15 protein-coding genes are annotated in these 18,477 nt (G+C 61.9%); 10 read left to right on the top strand and 5 right to left on the bottom strand.

The features are described from left to right. The first annotated feature begins 27 nt into the window (after positions 1-27). From uvrC to H2510_RS00580, 10 genes are all read left to right on the top strand, one after another. On the top strand, positions 28-2,136 hold the full coding sequence (uvrC, locus tag H2510_RS00625) for an excinuclease ABC subunit UvrC (protein WP_186626488.1): 2,109 nt from the start codon (positions 28-30) through the stop codon (positions 2,134-2,136). Then, complete coding sequence (gene rapZ, locus H2510_RS00620) at positions 2,087-3,070, top strand: RNase adapter RapZ (RefSeq protein ID WP_186627051.1); 984 nt, start codon at positions 2,087-2,089, stop codon at positions 3,068-3,070. The genes uvrC and rapZ overlap by 50 nt, the downstream gene beginning before the upstream one ends. After that, complete coding sequence (gene yvcK / locus H2510_RS00615; RefSeq protein ID WP_186626487.1) at positions 3,067-4,092, top strand: uridine diphosphate-N-acetylglucosamine-binding protein YvcK; 1,026 nt, start codon at positions 3,067-3,069, stop codon at positions 4,090-4,092. The genes rapZ and yvcK overlap by 4 nt, the downstream gene beginning before the upstream one ends. After that, complete coding sequence (whiA, locus tag H2510_RS00610; protein WP_084348827.1) at positions 4,083-5,066, top strand: DNA-binding protein WhiA; 984 nt, start codon at positions 4,083-4,085, stop codon at positions 5,064-5,066. Before yvcK ends, whiA begins: the two co-directional genes overlap by 10 nt. A gap of 189 nt (positions 5,067-5,255) precedes the next feature. Continuing rightward, positions 5,256-6,275, top strand: a complete 1,020-nt coding sequence (gap, locus tag H2510_RS00605) for a type I glyceraldehyde-3-phosphate dehydrogenase (protein ID WP_088943157.1) — start codon at positions 5,256-5,258, stop codon at positions 6,273-6,275. Positions 6,276-6,280: 5 nt separating this feature from the next. Next, positions 6,281-7,492 carry a phosphoglycerate kinase gene (locus H2510_RS00600; protein WP_186626486.1) on the top strand — a complete coding sequence of 404 codons (1,212 nt, stop codon included), beginning with the start codon at positions 6,281-6,283 and terminating at the stop codon, positions 7,490-7,492. A gap of 3 nt (positions 7,493-7,495) precedes the next feature. Further along, the gene (tpiA, locus tag H2510_RS00595) at positions 7,496-8,281 is read left to right on the top strand and encodes a triose-phosphate isomerase (RefSeq protein ID WP_186626485.1); all 786 of its coding nucleotides are present in this window, start codon (positions 7,496-7,498) and stop codon (positions 8,279-8,281) included. Between the two features lie 181 nt (positions 8,282-8,462). After that, positions 8,463-8,696 carry a preprotein translocase subunit SecG gene (gene secG / locus H2510_RS00590; protein WP_084348831.1) on the top strand — a complete coding sequence of 78 codons (234 nt, stop codon included), beginning with the start codon at positions 8,463-8,465 and terminating at the stop codon, positions 8,694-8,696. A 70-nt stretch (positions 8,697-8,766) separates the two neighbouring features. After that, complete coding sequence (ppc, locus tag H2510_RS00585; RefSeq protein ID WP_186626484.1) at positions 8,767-11,589, top strand: phosphoenolpyruvate carboxylase; 2,823 nt, start codon at positions 8,767-8,769, stop codon at positions 11,587-11,589. Positions 11,590-11,737: 148 nt separating this feature from the next. Further along, the gene (locus tag H2510_RS00580) at positions 11,738-11,911 is read left to right on the top strand and encodes a hypothetical protein (RefSeq protein WP_168708255.1); all 174 of its coding nucleotides are present in this window, start codon (positions 11,738-11,740) and stop codon (positions 11,909-11,911) included. Between the two features lie 32 nt (positions 11,912-11,943). Here the strand turns inward: H2510_RS00580 and pgl are convergent, their stop codons facing one another. From pgl to tkt, 5 genes are read right to left on the bottom strand one after another with little or no spacing between them, the layout of a single operon-like run. Then, on the bottom strand, positions 11,944-12,690 hold the full coding sequence (gene pgl / locus H2510_RS00575) for a 6-phosphogluconolactonase (RefSeq protein WP_186626483.1): 747 nt from the start codon (positions 12,688-12,690) through the stop codon (positions 11,944-11,946). Beyond that, positions 12,683-13,591, bottom strand: a complete 909-nt coding sequence (gene opcA, locus H2510_RS00570) for a glucose-6-phosphate dehydrogenase assembly protein OpcA (RefSeq protein ID WP_315901147.1) — start codon at positions 13,589-13,591, stop codon at positions 12,683-12,685. The genes pgl and opcA overlap by 8 nt, the downstream gene beginning before the upstream one ends. Further along, a complete protein-coding gene (gene zwf, locus H2510_RS00565) occupies positions 13,588-15,144 on the bottom strand; it encodes a glucose-6-phosphate dehydrogenase (protein WP_186626481.1) in 1,557 nt (518 codons plus the stop codon). The genes opcA and zwf overlap by 4 nt, the downstream gene beginning before the upstream one ends. Positions 15,145-15,147: 3 nt before the next feature. Next, positions 15,148-16,272: a transaldolase gene (tal, locus tag H2510_RS00560; protein WP_136169058.1), complete on the bottom strand. Its 1,125-nt coding sequence runs from the start codon at positions 16,270-16,272 to the stop codon at positions 15,148-15,150. 5 nt (positions 16,273-16,277) lie between these two features. Continuing rightward, on the bottom strand, positions 16,278-18,374 hold the full coding sequence (tkt, locus tag H2510_RS00555; RefSeq protein ID WP_186626480.1) for a transketolase: 2,097 nt from the start codon (positions 18,372-18,374) through the stop codon (positions 16,278-16,280). Positions 18,375-18,477 lie beyond the last annotated feature (103 nt).

Raw genomic sequence — 18,477 nt, 5'->3', positions numbered from 1 at the left:
TCGGTAGCTGCGACTAGCCTGGGATACGTGTCCGATCCAGCTACGTACCGCCCTGCAACCGGAACTATTCCGGTCGAGCCCGGTGTGTACAAATTTCGTGATCCGCATGGACGCGTCATCTATGTCGGAAAAGCAAAAAGCCTCCGCAGTCGCCTGAACTCGTATTTCGCCGACGTCGCCTCTCTTCATCCCCGCACCCGACAGATGGTGACCACTGCGGCCTCGGTCGAGTGGACCGTCGTGACGACCGAGGTCGAAGCACTCCAGCTCGAATACAACTGGATCAAAGAATTCGATCCTCGCTTCAATGTTCGCTATCGCGACGACAAGAGCTATCCGATGCTCGCGGTCACGATGAACGAAGAGTATCCACGCCTGTTCGTCTACCGGGGACCACGGCGCAAGGGTGTGCGGTATTTCGGTCCGTACGCCCATGCCTGGGCCATCCGGGAAACCCTCGATCTGCTGTTGCGGGTATTTCCAGCACGTACCTGTTCAGCCGGAGTGTTCAAGAGGCACAAGCAGATCGGTCGACCTTGCCTGCTCGGGTACATCGACAAGTGCTCGGCGCCGTGCGTGGGTCGTGTATCGGCGGACGAGCATCGCACGATCGTCGAAGACTTCTGCGACTTTCTCTCCGGTAAGACCGACAGACTGGTTCGTCAGATCGAGAAGCAGATGCAGACGGCGTCGGATGATCTGGACTTCGAAACCGCTGCACGACTGCGCGACGACGTCGGCGCACTGCGTCGCGCGCTCGAGAAGCAGGCGGTCGTGCTCGGTGACGGCACCGATGCCGATCTCGTCGCCTTCGCCACCGATGCACTCGAGGCCGCGGTGCAGGTATTTCACGTTCGCGGCGGGCGTGTGCGAGGCCAGCGAGGCTGGGTCGTCGAGAAGGCAGGCGAGGTGATCGAGCAGCAGGCCGCCGATCAATCCGACCTACCGGCATTGGTCGAGCAGTTTCTCACCCAGTTCTACGGTGAGCAGGCAGCGCTGTCGTCACACGTGCCGGGCAACCGGGACAGCCAGAACGACGACGGCAGTGCCAACGCGGTTCCGCGTGAGGTTCTCGTACCCGTGTTACCCGCCAACGCAGCCGAAGTGCAGCTGTGGCTCAGCTCGCTTCGCGGATCCAATGTGACGCTTCGAGTACCCCAACGTGGGGACAAGAAGGCCCTTGCCGAGACGGTGGAGCGCAACGCAAAGGAAGCGCTGCAGCAACACAAACTCAAGCGTGCAGGCGATTTCACCTCCCGATCTGCCGCCTTGCAAGGAATTCAGGAGGCACTGGATCTGGATTCGGCACCGCTTCGTATCGAGTGCATCGATATCTCCCACGTGCAAGGGACCGATGTCGTCGCGTCGTTGGTGGTGTTCGAGGACGGGCTTCCACGCAAGAGCGACTATCGGCACTATTCCATCAAGGAAGCGGCCGGAGATGGGCATTCCGACGACGTGGCGAGTATCGCGGAGGTGACGCGCCGTAGGTTCCTACGTCACAGCTCCGATGCGAGCGGAGCTGGTTCCGGTGGAGATCTCGCGCCCGAGGCGGCGCTCGACCCGCAGACCGGGCGGCCGCGGCGGTTTGCGTACCCTCCCAATCTTTTCGTTGTCGACGGCGGCGCACCCCAGGTAGCAGCAGCGGCCGAGGTTCTCGATGAGCTCGGTATCACCGACGTGGCTGTCGTCGGCTTGGCGAAGCGACTCGAAGAAGTGTGGGTGCCGGGCGAGGTGGACCCGGTCATTCTGCCGCGTACCAGCGAATCTCTGTATTTGCTGCAACGCGTGCGAGACGAGGCGCACCGGTTCGCGATCACTTTCCATCGCAGTAAGCGATCCAGACGCATGACCGCATCAGCTCTCGACTCGGTCAAAGGACTGGGGGAGAGTCGGCGAAACGCACTCGTGGGGCACTTCGGTTCGGTCGCGAAACTCAAAGAAGCGACCGTTGCCGACATCATCGAGGTGCCCGGTATCGGTGAGATGACAGCCAAAGCTGTGCTCACGGCACTCAGCGGTGAAACGGCTTCCGGCGCGCCCGGCGTCGAGGTGGGGGATGATGTCCCCGGTGGCGGCACGTTCGATGGGGGCGAACGCAGTCGTCAGGAAGCAACTTCGACAGGGCAGGCATGACGTGAGCGAACCCAATATCCAGCATGCCACCGACCAGCCGGACAGGCTGGTCGGCCGAGGTGACGGCATCGAAGTGGCGCTCGTCACCGGGTTGTCCGGCGCAGGGCTTCGGACTGCCGCAAAAGTTCTCGAAGATCTCGGTTGGTACGTCGCCGACAATCTTCCACCCGAGCTGATATCGCAGATGGTCGATCTCGGTCTCGAGTCGGAACCGCGAATCGACCGTCTTGCGTTGGTGATGGATGTTCGAAGTCGATTGTTCACGGGCGACCTCGACTGGGTGGTGCGAGAACTCGATTCCAAGGGCGTCCGAAATCGTGTGCTGTTCCTCGACGCCACCGATGCCGCCCTGATTCAACGATTCGAATCGAATCGTCGCAGTCATCCGCTGCAGAACGACGGTCAGGACGGCACCCTCACCGAGGGCATCGCGGCGGAGAGGATTCGGTTGGCGCAGGTGAAAGCTGCCGCCGACGTCACCATCGACACCACTTCACTGTCCGTGCATCAACTGCGGCGGAAGATCGAGACGGCTTTCAGCGGTGTCGACGCAGATCTGATCGGTGTGACCGTGCAGTCGTTCGGGTTCAAGTACGGACTACCCATGGATGCTGATGTGGTCTGCGACGTACGGTTCCTCCCCAACCCGCATTGGATTCCAGAACTACGCGAGCACACCGGTCGTAACCCCGCGGTGAGCGAGTATGTCCTGAGTCAGGACGGCGCGCAGGACTATCTGCAGACGTTCCATCACCTGTTGCAGCTGACGGTGAACGGTTATCGGCGAGAGGGTAAGCAGTACATGACGGTGGCGGTGGGTTGCACGGGCGGCAAACATCGAAGCGTGGCGATGTCGGAGGCTTTGGCGATACTTCTGGATCGGCACGATGATCTGTCGGTGCGGGTTCAGCATCGCGATGCGGGCCGCGAATGAGTGCGAAAGACGGAGGCGCTGTCGGGTCTTCGCTGAAGATCGTGGCTCTCGGTGGGGGACATGGCTTGTACGCGACGCTCAGTGCCGCACGCAGACTGGCGTCGGATGTGACCGCGGTGGTCACCGTGGCCGATGACGGCGGATCCTCCGGTCGACTTCGTGCCGAACTCGGCGTACTGCCGCCAGGGGATCTACGCATGGCGCTCACCGCTCTGGCTGCCGAGGATCCGCGAACTCAGCGATGGGCGGAGGTCCTCCAGCACAGGTTCGGTGGTTCCGGCGCGCTGGCGGGACACTCGGTCGGGAACTTGATCCTTGCCGGGCTCACCGAGGTTCTCGGTGATCCGTTGTCGGCATTGGAAGAGATCGGATCGCTGCTCGGCATCGAGGGACAAGTGGTGCCGATGGCACTGGTGCCGCTCGACATCGAAGCCGACGTGTCAGGTCTCGAGGACGATCCGCGTGTGAGCAGAGTCATTCGTGGTCAGGTCGCTGTCGCCACCACCCCAGGCAAAGTGAGAAGGGTGCGGCTGACGCCACCCGGTCCGCCGGCGACGCCCAAGGCGATAGCGGCAATCGAGGCGGCCGACCTTGTCGTACTCGGGCCGGGGTCGTGGTTCTCGAGTGTCATTCCCCATGTTTTGGTCCCGGATCTGCTGACGGCGCTGGAGACGACAGCAGCACAGAAGGTTCTGATTCTGAACCTGGCACCGGAGCTCGGCGAGACCACAGGATTCTCTGCCGAGCGTCATCTGCACGTACTCTCCCAACACGCACCTGATTTCTCCGTGGACTACGTCGTGGTGGATTCGGCCTTCGTCCCGGACGGCGCGGAACGCGACCACGTAGCTCGAGCTGCCGCAAGGCTCGGGGCCGACGTCGTGTACGTAGACGTAGCCGAATCAGGAACTCACGCGCATCATTTCGGCAAGTTGGCTGCTGCCCTCGGTAACATCGTCTCGTCGCGGGACGAGGCACCGATGGGTTCCGCACGCAGAGAGGGGAACACTTCGTGGCCATGACAGCGGAGGTGAAGGACGAGCTGAGCAGGCTCGCGATTACCCAGGTGAGCTGCAGGCGAGCCGAAGTATCGGCCCTGCTGCGATTCGCCGGTGGGCTTCACATCGTTGCAGGAAGAGTCGTCGTGGAAGCGGAGGTCGATCTTGGATCGATCGCTCGGCGTCTGCGACGCGAAATTTTCGAACTCTACGGTTACTCGTCCGACGTCCATGTCCTGAGTGCCGGCGGGCTGCGTAAGACCTCGCGCTACGTCGTCCGGGTTGCCAAGGACGGCGAGGCGTTGGCCAGACAAACTGGACTGCTCGATATGCGGGGCCGTCCCGTCAGAGGTCTCCCAGCTCAGGTCGTCGGCGGAACGATCGGCGATGCAGAAGCTGCCTGGCGGGGTGCGTTCCTCGCCCATGGGTCACTTACCGAGCCGGGCCGCTCATCCGCGCTCGAGATCAGTTGCCCAGGACCCGAAGCGGCGTTGGCCTTGGTCGGCGCTGCCAGGCGCCTCGGTGTCGCAGCAAAGGCACGCGAAGTTCGGGGTACCGACCGGGTCGTCGTTCGTGATGGTGAAGCGATCGGCGCACTCTTGACCCGAATGGGCGCTCAGGACACCCGGTTGGTGTGGGAAGAGCGTCGGATGCGCAGGGAAGTGCGGGCCACCGCAAACCGCCTCGCGAACTTCGATGACGCCAACCTCCGGAGATCGGCTCGAGCTGCCGTCGCAGCTGCGGCGCGGGTGGAGCGAGCCTTGAACATTCTCGGGGACGAGGTGCCGGACCATCTGGCAGACGCAGGTGCTCTCCGCGTACAGCATCGCCAGGCGTCGCTGGAAGAACTCGGTCAGCTCGCCGATCCGCCGATGACGAAGGACGCCGTCGCCGGACGAATCCGTCGACTGTTGTCGATGGCGGACCGTAAAGCCAAGGACACCGGTATTCCGGACACCGAGTCGGCCGTCACAGCAGAATTACTCGACGAGGCCTGAACACTCGGGTGTCGGGTGTAGCGCGCGCAAGCGGTGCCCGCACACTAGGGTGGAATCTGCGCGTGCGGAAGTTCGCATGCGCAAACCACGAAGAACCGGTACAACAGCACCGGTTCGAAGACATCGTTCGACAACATCGTTCGACAACATCGGTGCAACGACATCGATTCAACAACTTAGGAGCGAACAGTGACGATCCGGGTAGGCGTTAACGGTTTCGGCCGTATCGGACGTAACTTCTTCAGGGCGGTAGATGCGCAGAAGGCTTTGGGCACAACCGATATCGAGATCGTCGCCGTCAATGACCTCACGGACAACGCGAGCCTCGCTCACCTCCTGAAGTACGACTCCATCCTTGGGCGCCTGCCCCACGAGGTGAGCCTCGAGGGTGACGACACGATCGTTGTCGGGAACCAGAAAATCAAGGTTCTGTCGCTGCGCGAAGGACCTTCGGCGCTCCCATGGGGCGATCTGGGTGTCGACGTGGTCGTGGAGTCCACCGGTATCTTCACCGACGCTGCCAAGGCAAAGGGACACCTCGACGCAGGCGCGAAGAAGGTCATCATCTCCGCTCCCGCCAAGGGTGAGGACATCACGATCGTCATGGGCGTCAACGACGACAAGTACGACGGCAGCCAGAACATCATCTCCAACGCGTCGTGCACCACCAACTGCCTCGGCCCCATCGCGAAGGTCCTCGACGACAACTTCGGCATCGTCAAGGGCCTCATGACGACCATCCACGCGTACACACAGGATCAGAACCTGCAGGACGGCCCGCATTCGGACCCCCGTCGTGCACGCGCGGCCGCTCTGAACGTCGTTCCGACGGGTACCGGCGCAGCGAAGGCCATCGGCCTGGTTCTCCCGCAGCTGCTCGGCAAGCTCGACGGCTACGCACTCCGGGTTCCGATCCCAACCGGCTCGGTCACCGACCTCACCGCTCACCTCGCCAAGAAGGCGAGCGTCGAGGAGATCAACGAGGCTATGCGTGTTGCAGCAGAGGGACCGCTCAAGGGCATCCTGAAGTACAACACCGACCCGATCGTCTCCTCGGACATCGTCACCGACCCGCACTCGAGCATCTTCGACGCACCGCTGACGAAGGTCATCGACGACCAGGTCAAGATCGTCTCCTGGTACGACAATGAGTGGGGCTACTCCAACCGCCTCGTCGACCTCATCGGACTCGTCGGAAAGTCTCTCTGATCAACATGGCCGTCAAGACACTGCAGGATCTGCTATCGGCCGGCGTGTCCGGCCGCGCAGTGCTCGTGCGCGCCGACTTCAACGTTCCGATCGAGAACGGTGTCATCACCGATCCCGGTCGGATCGTTGCGTCGCTGCCCACGCTGAAAGCGCTGCTCGACGCCGACGCGAAGCTGATCATCACAGCTCACCTCGGCCGACCCGAGGGCAAGCCGGAGGCGAAGTACTCGCTGGCTCCGGTCGCGGCGAAGCTGGGTGAGTTGCTCGGGCGCCATGTTCAACTCGCAGGTGACGTCGTCGGCCAGGATGCGCAGGCACGTGCCGAGGGTCTGACGGATGGCGATGTACTCCTGCTGGAGAACATCCGCTTCGACCCGCGTGAAACCAGCAAGGACGACGCCGAGCGCGCGAGCTTGGCTGCCGAACTGGTCGCATTGACCGATGGCGAGGGCGCTTTCGTATCCGACGGGTTCGGGGTGGTTCATCGCAAGCAGGCTTCGGTTTTCGATGTTGCCGCACTCTTGCCGTCGTACGCGGGAAATCTGGTGGCCACCGAGGTCGAGGTCTTGAAGACACTGACCGAGACTCCGAAACGCCCGTACGCAGTGGTCCTGGGTGGTTCGAAGGTGACGGACAAGCTCGCGGTTATCGAGGCGCTTGCTCCGAAGGTCGACACTTTGGTGATCGGCGGCGGCATGTGCTTCACATTCCTCGCTGCTCAGGGTGTTTCGGTAGGCACCTCGCTTCTGCAGGAGGACATGATCGAGACCTGCAAGGACCTGCTCGAGCGATTCGGAGACGTCATCCATCTTCCCAAGGATGTCGTCGTCGCCGATTCGTTCTCTGCTTCTGCCGAATCGAAGATCGTTCAGTCCTACGAGATTCCGGACGGCTGGATGGGGCTCGATATCGGACCTGAGTCGGTGGAACGCTTCGGAGCGGTCCTACGCGCGGCCAAGACAGTGTTCTGGAACGGTCCGATGGGCGTGTTCGAGTTCGAGAAGTTTGCAGCCGGGACCAAGGGCTTGGCCGAGGCAATCGGATCGGCTACTGCCAACGGTGCGTTCAGCGTCGTCGGCGGTGGTGATTCCGCTGCAGCCGTTCGTGCCCTCGGATTGCCGGACGATGGTTTTTCGCACATCTCGACCGGGGGTGGCGCGTCCCTGGAGTACCTCGAGGGTAAGCACCTTCCCGGACTCGCAGCGTTGGAGGTCTGACTCGTGTCACGCAAGCCGCTCATCGCAGGTAACTGGAAAATGAATCTGAACCACCTCGAAGCGATTTCGCTGGTGCAGAAGATCGCTTTCTCGCTGCCGGCAAAGTACTTCGACAAGGTCGATGTGACGGTTATCCCGCCGTTCACCGACATCCGCAGCGTGCAGACCCTCATCGAGGGTGACAAGCTACTGCTCACCTTCGGTGCGCAGGACGTCTCGGCGCACGACTCGGGTGCGTACACAGGCGAAATCAGCGGCTCGATGCTGGCGAAGCTGGGTGTCACTTTCGTGGTCGTCGGCCACTCGGAGCGTCGCACGCTACACAGCGAGGACGACGCGACGGTGTTGGCCAAGACCAAGGCCGCTCTGAAGAACGGGCTCACCCCGATCGTCTGCATCGGAGAGGGCTTGAACATCCGGGAGGCCGGTGAGCACGTGTCGTACAACGTCAAGCAACTGCGCGGCTCGCTGAACGGACTGTCGGCCGAGGACATCTCGAAGGTGGTCATCGCCTACGAGCCGGTCTGGGCCATCGGTACAGGTCGAGTGGCCAGCGCGTCCGATGCTCAGGAAGTGTGCGGCGCGATCCGTGAGGAACTGAAGACCCTGGCTTCCGACGAAGTTGCCGCGGTGGTTCGGGTTCTCTACGGGGGTTCGGTCAACGCCAAGAACGTCGGCGAGATCGTCGGCCAGGTCGATGTCGATGGAGCACTCGTCGGTGGGGCTTCCCTCAAGGCGGACGAATTTGCCACACTGTCGGCCATCGCCGCCGGTGGGCCTCTTCCCTGATCCGGAGTTCTTCGCTTCGAGCCTCGGTTTTCAGGCACGAGAGTATTAACGGTCGTCGGGCAGTAGACGCGATCGTGACAGATTCGAACGGTTCGGACACCGTGCTCTTCGGGCACGGTGTCCGAACCTGTTCGTAAGGCAGGTAAGCTGCCAAAGGCATCCAATCGATTTTGAGGTGGACATGGATCTGTTTCTGGATATCCTGCTGGTTATCACCAGTCTGGCGTTGATTTTGTTGATCCTGCTGCATCGCGGCAAGGGCGGCGGTCTGTCCAGTCTGTTCGGTGGCGGCGTCCAGTCGAGCTTGTCCAGCTCGACTGTGGTCGAGAAGAACCTCGATCGTTTGACGATTTTCACCGGAGTGGTGTGGCTCATCGCGATTCTCGGAATCGGTCTGGAGATCAAGTACTCCTGATATTCGGCTGCCTGCGGTATCGATCCGGTCTTGGGCTGCGCACGCGGCTCGACTCGGCGATACTGGGGGAATGAGCGAATCCTCCTTCGAGTCGGTCGGTTCACCAGCATTCGTCACACCGACCACTCAGGGCCGTGAGTTGACCGAGCCCCTCCGTGAGGACATCCGCTATCTCGGTGGAATCCTCGGCGACATCATTCGCGAACACGAAGGCCCTGACGTGTTCGATCTCGTCGAACGTGCACGGCTCGAATCTTTTGCTGTTCGCCGATCCGAGGTGGAGCGCGAAGATTCTGCCAGCTTTTATGCCGACGCCGATGTGGCCCAAGCGATTCCATTGATTCGAGCGTTCAGTCATTTCTCGCTCCTTGCAAATCTCGCGGAAGACTTACACCGCGAGCGACGTCGCGCCATCCACGTCGACAGAAACGATCCGCCGCAGGCCAGCAGTCTCGATGCAACGTGGCTTGCACTCGATGCAGCGGGCCTCACGCAGTCGGAGGTGACTGCAGCGTTGGCGGACGCACTGGTCTCGCCGGTGATCACCGCGCATCCCACCGAGACCCGTCGACGTACCGTATTCGACGTCCAGGCGAACATCACCGACCTCATGCGTCGGCGCCAGGTCGTCTCGACGGCCAAGGCCTCGGGTTCCGCGCAGGAATTGACTTCCATCGACACCCAGATCCGACGTCAAGTACTGACCCTGTGGGAAACAGCTCTGATTCGTTTGTCGCGCTTGCGTATTCAAGACGAGATCGAAGTCGGTCTTCGATATTTCGAATCCTCGTTGTTCGATGTCATCCCCGCGTTGAACGCCGATGTGCGGAGCGCACTGCGGCTCCGGTGGCCGGACAGCAATCTGCTGGCACGACCCATCCTGCGTCCTGGTTCGTGGATCGGTGGAGATCGCGACGGAAATCCGAACGTCACCGCCGAGGTGGTATATACCGCCACGCACCAAGCCGGGTACGTCGCGTTTGCGTACTACTTGGACGAATTGGTCTCGCTCGAGAAGGAACTGTCGATGTCTGCCAGGCTGGTGGCCGTCACGGAGGACCTGCTCACCCTCGCTTCTACCTCGGGTGAGCCGGATGATCGTCGGTCCGATGAGCCGTATCGAGTGGCCATAGCAGGTATTCGAGCACGACTGTCGGCCACGGCGGGTGCGGTCCTCGACTCCGTACCGGTATCGGCGCTCGACCGTGGGGCGGCGCCCTACGCTCGGCCACAGGAGGTTCTCGACGATTTGGACACGGTCGATCGTGCTTTGCGAGCAGACGGTGACGCATTGATCGCCGATGATCGCCTTCGTAAGTTGCGGCAGTCCGTCGAGACATTCGGCTTTCACCTGCAAGCGTTGGACATGAGACAGAATTCCGAAACGCACGAAGTTGTGGTCGCCGAGCTTCTCGCATGGGCCGGCGTACACCAGGACTACCTGTCACTCGACGAGGCGGACCGAGTGGCAGTACTCTCTCGTGAACTGACGACCCGGCGCCCATTGATCGGTCCGACCGCCGAGCTCAGCGAGCTCGCGACGAAGGAACTGGGCATCGTTCGAGCTGCCAAGGAAGCGATCGATCATCTGGGTCCTGACACGATCCAGAACTACATCATCAGCATGTGCGAGTCCGTCAGCGACATGCTCGAGGCAGCCTTGTTGCTCAAGGAGGCGGGCATCTTCGACCCCGGAGTCGACGGGTCGGAACCGACGTCGTCCGTGGGCGTCGTGCCGTTGTTCGAGACAATCGAGGACCTTCAACAGGGTGCGGCGACCTTGATCGCCACTCTCGAAGTTCCCGTGTATCGAGCGTTGATCGCTGGTCGAGGCATGAACCAAGAAGTGATGCTGGGTTACTCGGACTCCAACAAGGACGGCGGATATCTGGCCGCCAACTGGGCGCTGTATCGAGCTGAACTCGATCTACTCGAGGCCTCGCGCAAGACCGGGATCAGGTTGCGGCTCTTCCATGGCCGCGGAGGCACTATCGGCCGCGGTGGTGGCCCGAGCTACGACGCGATACTCGCGCAGCCGCCGGGAGTCGTCCAGGGCTCACTTCGACTGACCGAGCAGGGCGAGATCATCGCCGCCAAGTATGCCGAGCCTTCCAGGGCTCGGCGGAATCTGGAGTCGCTCGTAGCAGGAACGCTCGAGTCGACGTTGTTGGATGTCGAGGGTCTGGGCGAGGATGCGGAGCCTGCCTACGCGGTACTCGACGATCTAGCCGAGCGAGCGCGTGCGGCATACGGCCGACTGGTCCATGACGAGCCTGGATTCGTCGAGTACTTCCGGATGGCGACGCCAGTAGCGGAGGTCGGTGAGTTGAACATCGGTAGCCGTCCAGCGTCCCGTAAGCCGACCAACTCGGTGGGCGACCTGCGTGCGATCCCGTGGGTCATGTCGTGGAGTCAATGTCGAGTCATGCTTCCGGGCTGGTACGGGACAGGGACTGCGATAGAAGAGTGGGTCGGCGGGGACGAGGGCAAATTTGCTTCTCTCACCGATCTGTATCGGACATGGCCGTTCTTCCAGACCGTGTTGTCCAACCTTGCCCAGGTGATGGCCAAGTCGGACTTGGGTATTGCCGCGCGCTACGCAGAGCTCGTCCCGGATCGGGAGCTACGCGGACGGATCTTCGGCATGATCGAAGTCGAGCACGCGAAGACGGTGCGTATGTATCTGCGGATCACCGGTCACACTCGACTGCTCGAGGACAACCCGGCATTGGAGCGCTCGGTTCACAACAGGTTCCCGTATCTCGAACCGCTGAATCAGATGCAGGTGGAAATGTTGCGCAGGTTCCGCGCCGGCGATACGGATGAACGCGTCAAACGCGGAATTCTGTTGACGATGAACGGTCTCGCCACCGCACTTCGTAACAGCGGCTGAGGTTTCGTTCGTCCGGGGCTCGATCGGTCCGGCCGTGGCGGCGAGCGTTTCGGCACGAGCGAACGAATAGGGGCGTCGGTGGAACCGGCCCCGCCGTTGGCGCGTCATAAGAGGTAGGGGGACGGGACCGCGGACCAAGGAGGCAGAAATGTCACAGTGCAGAGAAAGCATCGAATCATGGCGCGACGGAAGGGCTTACCGTTCGGTCGGGCACGGGGGACGTCGAGTCCAGATGCCGGCCAGGCAAACCCCGATCAGCCAGACCCCGGTCGACACCGAACAGGCTCTCGAGTCCGGCACGCACGGCGCCGAGCCCGTCTGACATGACAAGGATCGGCGCCGTCTACAGGGCCTTCAGTCGGTGGCAAGTCCCGATGCTGCATCCGCGTCGAGGAACCATACGGTCGAGGTAGAACCGAGCGCGCCGGCAGACGGTATGTCGACTGGGTCGGCGCCACCTACGGCAGCGGATACCGCTTCGGCCTTCGCGGCACCGGACACCAGCAACCACACATGCTGGGCACGTTGAATTGCCGGTAGTGTCAACGTGATTCGAACGGGCGGTGGCTTGGGGGAGTCCTCGACGGCAACGACGTAGTGAGTCTTCTCGCGCACTGCATCGGTGTGCGGGAAGAGCGAATTGATGTGGCCCTCACCGCCCATGCCGAGCAGATGGATGTCGAACGCAGGCGTGTGGTTCCCCTCCGAATGCGACGCCAGAATCTGGGCATAGGTCACGGCGGCAAGTCGTGCATCGCTCCCGTGCGGCCCGTCGGAGGCGGCCATCGGGAAAACACGGTCCGGGTGAACCGGGACGTGGTCGAGCAGAGCGTTCCTGGCTTGCACTTCGTTGCGCTCCGGATCGCCCGACGGAAGGAAGCGTTCGTCACCGAAGTAGACGTCCACTTGCGACCAGTCGATTGCGCCGGAGTCCTCTCGCAGGGCTTCGAGCAGTGCGATTCCGGTGCCGCCCCCCGTCAGTACGACCGAGGCAGACCCACGATCGGCCTGGGCGGCGACAACCACTTCGACGAACCGGGACCGCGCAGCGTCGACCAGTGCTTGCGCGTCCAGGAATTGCAGAACCGAAGTCTCACTCATAGCTCACCTTGGACAGCCCTTTCAATGCGAGTTCATAGATTTCATCGGTATCGAGTCGGCGCAATTCTTCGGCAAGGCACTCACGAGTCTCACGGCGCGCGAGTGCGACCTCGGCGTCGGGTTGACCTGTTCTCGACAGCGTTGCCGTCTTTCCGGTCTGGGGTCGGACGATGCTGATAGCGCTGTTCTCGCGTTTCAGTTCGACTTTCAGTTCACCGGTCCTGCGGTGCACGGGTACCTCGAGCTTCGCTGCGAGCCACCCGGCAAGGATGTCGAGTGCGGGCTCCTCTGCGAGGCCGGACACAGTGACATCCAAGACCTTCTCGTGTGGAGCTTGATCCAGCGCGGTGGCGAGCAACCCACGCCAGTAGGTGACTCGACTCCACGACAGATCCGAGTCGCCCTGGGAATAACTGTCGAGCCGTGACTTGATCGTCGACGTCGGATCCGGCGACTTCGTGGCATCGGTAATTCGCCGAATTGCCAACTTGCCCAACGGATCTTGCGCGGGGATCTTGGGCGCTTCGTTCGGCCACCAGACTACGATCGGGGTGTCCGGCAACAGAAAAGGAATGACGACACTGTGCTCGTGCTCGGCAAGTTCACCGTGCAGCCTGAGCACCACTACCTCGGATGCTCCCGCATCGCCGCCCACCCGAATCTGGGCATCCAGCCCGGAATCAGCAGAGCGGTCTCCTCGAATGAGGACGATGACGCGACACGGATGCTCTCGGCTCGCTTCGTTGGCTGCCTCGATGGCAGTCTCGGCTTGCTCGCCGTCACGGCTGGCGACGATGAGCGTGAGCACCCGTCCGATGGTGACAGCGCCACCGGATTCACGAAGCTCGATCAGTTTCTTGCCCACCGCCCTCGTCGTCGTGGCGGGGATATCGACGATCACGGCCTTCTCCATTCGCGTCCGGTGCGGTGCATCATTTCGTCGCCCGATGTCGGACCCCACGTACCCGCTTCGTACGGCTCGGCCGTTCCACCCGTAGCCCAGAAGTCGAGAATCGGATCGAGAATCTGCCACGAAAGCTCGACCTCGGCGTTGACCGGGAACAGTGACGGCTCACCGAGCAGCACGTCGAGGATGAGCCGCTCGTAGGCCTCCGGTGAAGACTCCGTGAACGCCTGGCCGTAGCTGAAGTCCATGCTGACGTCTCGAACCTGCATGCTCGAGCCAGGCACCTTGGACCCGAAACGCATCGTCACACCCTCATCGGGTTGAACTCTGATGACGAGTGCATTCTGACCGAGTTCTTCCGTCATCGTCTCGTCGAAAGGAAGATGCGGCGCACGTTTGAACACCATCGCAATTTCGGTAACCCGGCGACCGAGGGCCTTACCTGTCCTGAGATAGAAGGGAACTCCACCCCATCGACGCGTGTCGACCTCGAGCGTGATGGCGGCGTAGGTCTCGGTATTGGACTCGGTGTCGAAACCTTCTTCTTCTTTGAGGCCCTTCACCTTCTGGCTGCCCTGCCAGCCCGCGCTGTATTGCCCGCGCGCCGAAGTCTGGGCCAGTGGTTCCGCCAGTTTCGTTGCCGAGAGAACTTTGATCTTCTCCGACTGCAATTCGGTGGGACTGAAACTGACCGGCTCCTCCATGGCAGTGATGGCCAACAGTTGCAGCAGGTGATTCTGGATCACGTCACGTGCTGCGCCGATGCCGTCGTAGTAGCCGGCCCGCCCACCGAGGCCGATGTCCTCGGCCATCGTGATTTGGACGTGATCGACGTAGTGTGCGTTCCAGATCGGGTCGAACAACTGGTTCGCGAACCGGAGCGCCAGTATGTTCTGAACTGTTTCTTTGCCGAGATAGTGGTCGATGCGGAAAACGGTGTCTTCGGGAAACACTCGGTTCACAACGGCGTTCAGTCCCTTGGCGCTCGCCAGATCGTGTCCGAAAGGCTTCTCGATGACGACGCGACGCCATTTGTCGTCCGTGCTCTGCGCCAACCCGGATCGCGAGAGTTGTTCGAGCACAACCGGAAATGCGCTGGGAGGAACCGAAAGGTAGAAGGCGTGGTTGCCGGCGGTTCCACGTGTTGCATCCAGTTCGCCCAGCGTGCGGGCCAATTCGTCGAAGGCGGCGTCGTCGTCGAAGGAACCTTGTACGAATCGGAATCCTTCGGCGAGTGTGTTCCATACTTCTTCGATGAAGGGCGTTCGTGCGTGATCGCGAACTGCATCGTGCACGATCTTCGCAAAATCTTCGTTGCCCCACTCGCGACGAGCGAAGCCGACCAAAGCGAAACCGGGGGGGAGTAGCCCCCGGTTCGCCAGGTCGTACACCGCAGGCATGAGCTTCTTTCGAGCGAGATCGCCCGTGACGCCGAATATCACCAGGCTGCATGGGCCGGCGATACGAGGAAGGCGTTTATCGCGAGGATCGCGAAGTGGGTTGTGCCACTCCGCATTGCTCTTCGGGTCGGTGTCTGCGGTGGCCACGTATCAGCTCTTCTGGCCCGCTTGGCGAAGCTGCTCACCGGTGGCTTCGAGCAGTTCGTTCCACGATGCCTCGAACTTTTCGACGCCCTCGTTCTCGAGGGTGAGGAATACGTCCGAAATATCGATCCCGATGGCGGAAAGCTTGTCGAACACTTCCTGGGATTCGGGACCCTTACCGGAAATAGTGTCGCCGGTGACCTCACCATGATCGGCGACCGCATCCATGGTCTTTTCCGGCATCGTGTTCACAGTGTTGGGGGAGACCAGATCGGTGACGTACAAGGTGTCCGGGTATGCCGGATTCTTGACCCCGGTCGACGCCCACAGTGGACGCTGCGGGCGTGCGCCGGACCCAGCGAGATCGTGGAACCGTGAGCCCACCTCGAACGCCTGCTGGTAGGCCACGTACGCGAGCCGCGCATTGGCCAGCGCGGCCTTGCCTTCGAGTTCCTTCGCGGCAGGGGTGCCGATCTTGTTCAGGCGCGCATCGATCTCGGTGTCGACGCGAGAGACGAAGAACGACGCGACCGAGTGGATCTTCGACAGGTCGTGCCCTGCGGCGCGAGCAGCTTCGAGACCTTCGAGGTATGCGCCGATGACCAGTTCGTAGCGTTCGACGGAGAAGATCAGCGTCACGTTGACGCTGATGCCTTCACCGATGACCTTGGCGATGGCGGGGATGCCTGCCTCGGTTGCCGGGATCTTGATCAGGACGTTCGGCCGGTCGACGATCTTCCACAGTTCGACTGCCTGAGCGACCGTCTTCTCGGTGTCGTGTGCCAGGCGCGGATCTACCTCGATGGAAACGCGTCCGTCGACTCCGTCGGTCGCTTCGAAGACCGGAGTGAAGATGTCGCACGCGTTCCGTACGTCGTCTGTGGTGACGGTGCGGATGGTGGCGTCGACATCGGCACCACGTTCGGCCAGTTCGGTCACCTGAGCGTCGTAGGCGTTGCCCTTGCTGAGAGCTGCTTGGAAGATCGACGGATTGGTCGTCACGCCGACGACACTCTTGCTGTCGATCAGTTCTTGCAAGTTGCCCGAGGAGATACGGTCACGCGACAGGTCGTCGAGCCATACCGATACTCCAGCGGCTGAGAGAGCGGCGAGATTCTTGTTCTGGGTCATGTCTGTCATCCCTTCACGTTGGTGATCGAACGCTGCGCGGCGGCGGTGACGGCCTCGGCTGTGAATCCGTACTCGCGGAACAGTGTTTTGGCGTCCGCCGACTCGCCGTAGTGTTCGAGCGAAACGATCTCGCCGAACCCTCCGACGATCTTGTACCACGGCATTGCGATTCCGGCCTCGACGGAGACGCGGGCTTTGACCGTGGGTGGAATCACCTGGTCGCGGTAGTTCTGGTCCTGGCTTTCGAACCACTCCACACACGGCATCGATACGACGCGAGCGGCTATCGACTGCTCTGCGAGCAGCTTCTGGGCCTCTACTGCGTACTGGAGTTCCGAGCCGGTACCGATGAGGATGACGTCGGGTGCGGTCGGGGAGTCCGACAGAATGTAACCGCCCTTGGACACACCCTCGTAGCTGGTTCCCGCCAGGACCGGGATGCCCTGACGCGTCAGTGCCAGCCCGACCGGGCCACTGCTGCTCGACTTGGCCAGCACGGCTTGCCATGCGAAGGCTGTCTCGTTGGCATCGCCTGGGCGGACCACCGAGAGATTCGGAATTGCGCGCAGAGCAGCGAGGTGCTCGACGGGTTGGTGGGTCGGGCCGTCCTCGCCGAGACCGATGGAGTCGTGTGTCCACACGTAGATGGGATCGATGTCCATCAGCGACGCCAACCGAACAGCGGGGCGCATGTAGTCACTGAACTGCATGAACGTGCCGCCGTAGGCGCGCGTCGGTCCGTGCATGACGATGCCGCTCAGAATGGCGCCCATCGCATGCTCGCGGATGCCGAAGTGCAGGGTCCTACCGTAGGGCTCGGCGTCCCAGTCGTCGGTGGAGATCGAGGTGGGGCCGAACGACTTGGCGCCCTTGATGGTGGTGTTGTTGCTGCCCGCGAGGTCCGCCGATCCGCCCCACAGTTCCGGGAGAACGGGTCCTACCGCGTTGAGAACCTCGCCGGAGGCCGCTCGGGTGGCGATGGCCTTGCTGCCGGGCTCCCAGGTCGGGAGGACATCGGTCCATCCCTCTGGGAGCGTCCCTTGGGTGAGACGGTCGAGCAACTTCTTGCGCTCGGGCTCACGCGCTGCCCAGGCGTCGAATTCGATGTTCCACTCTTCGTGCGCCTTGCGGCCGCGTTCCTGAAGGGTGCGGGTATGCGCGATGACCTCGTCGGTCACCTCGAACGTCTTCTTCGGGTCGAAATCGAGAGCCTTCTTGACCTTCACGATCTCTTCTTCGCCGAGCGCCGCACCGTGAACGGCGCCAGTGTTCATCATCGTCGGCGCGGGGAAGCCGATGATGGTGCGCAGAACGATGATCGACGGCTTGTCGGTCACCGCCTTGGCTGCCTCGATGGCTGCCTCGATGGCCGTGACGTTCTCGCCGCCCTCGACGACCTGGACGTGCCAGCCGTAAGCCTCGTAGCGTGCTGCGGTGTCTTCCGACAATGCGATATCGGTCGAGTGCTCGATCGAAATCTTGTTGTCGTCGTAGAAAAGGATGAGGTTGCCGAGTTGCTGGGTACCGGCAAGAGAGGACGCCTCGGAGGTGATTCCCTCTTCGATGTCGCCATCGGAAGCGATGACGTAGATGAAGTGGTCGAACGGACTTGCGCCGAGCGCAGGCTCTGGATCGAACAATCCACGCTCACGTCGCGACGCCATGGACATACCGACAGCCGACGCCAGTCCCTGACCGAGCGGACCAGTGGTGATCTCGACGCCGTCGGTGTGCCGGAACTCGGGGTGGCCGGGTGTCTTCGACCCGAATGTGCGTAGGGATTCGATGTCGATCAGTTCGAGTCCGAATCCGCCGAGGTAGAGCTGCAAGTACAGCGTCAGGCTCGAATGTCCGCAGGACAAAACGAAGCGGTCGCGACCGATCCAGTGTGTGTCTGTCGGATCGTGGCGCATGGTCCGCTGGAACAGCGTGTACGCGAGTGGCGCGAGACTCATCGCCGTTCCGGGGTGACCGTTTCCGACCTTTTGAACCGCGTCCGCAGCGAGGACTCTGACGGTATCGACCGCCCTGGTGTCCAGGTCCGTCCAGTCGCTGGGGTGGTGCGCCGTGGTGAGGACGTCAATATCGTCTGTGGTCGACACGAGCAGAGATCTCCTGACATTCGTATAATTGAGGCCGACGTGCGTTCGATCTTGGTTCGATCGAAATGCCGCCGACCACCAGCCTAGTTCCGCGGCAGCTCAT

The sequence above is a fragment of the Rhodococcus sp. BP22 genome (genome assembly GCF_014281965.1).
GTDB lineage: Bacteria > Actinomycetota > Actinomycetes > Mycobacteriales > Mycobacteriaceae > Rhodococcoides.
The sequence above is the reverse complement of the archived record's forward strand: the minus strand, read 5'-3'. Positions and strand labels throughout refer to the sequence as shown.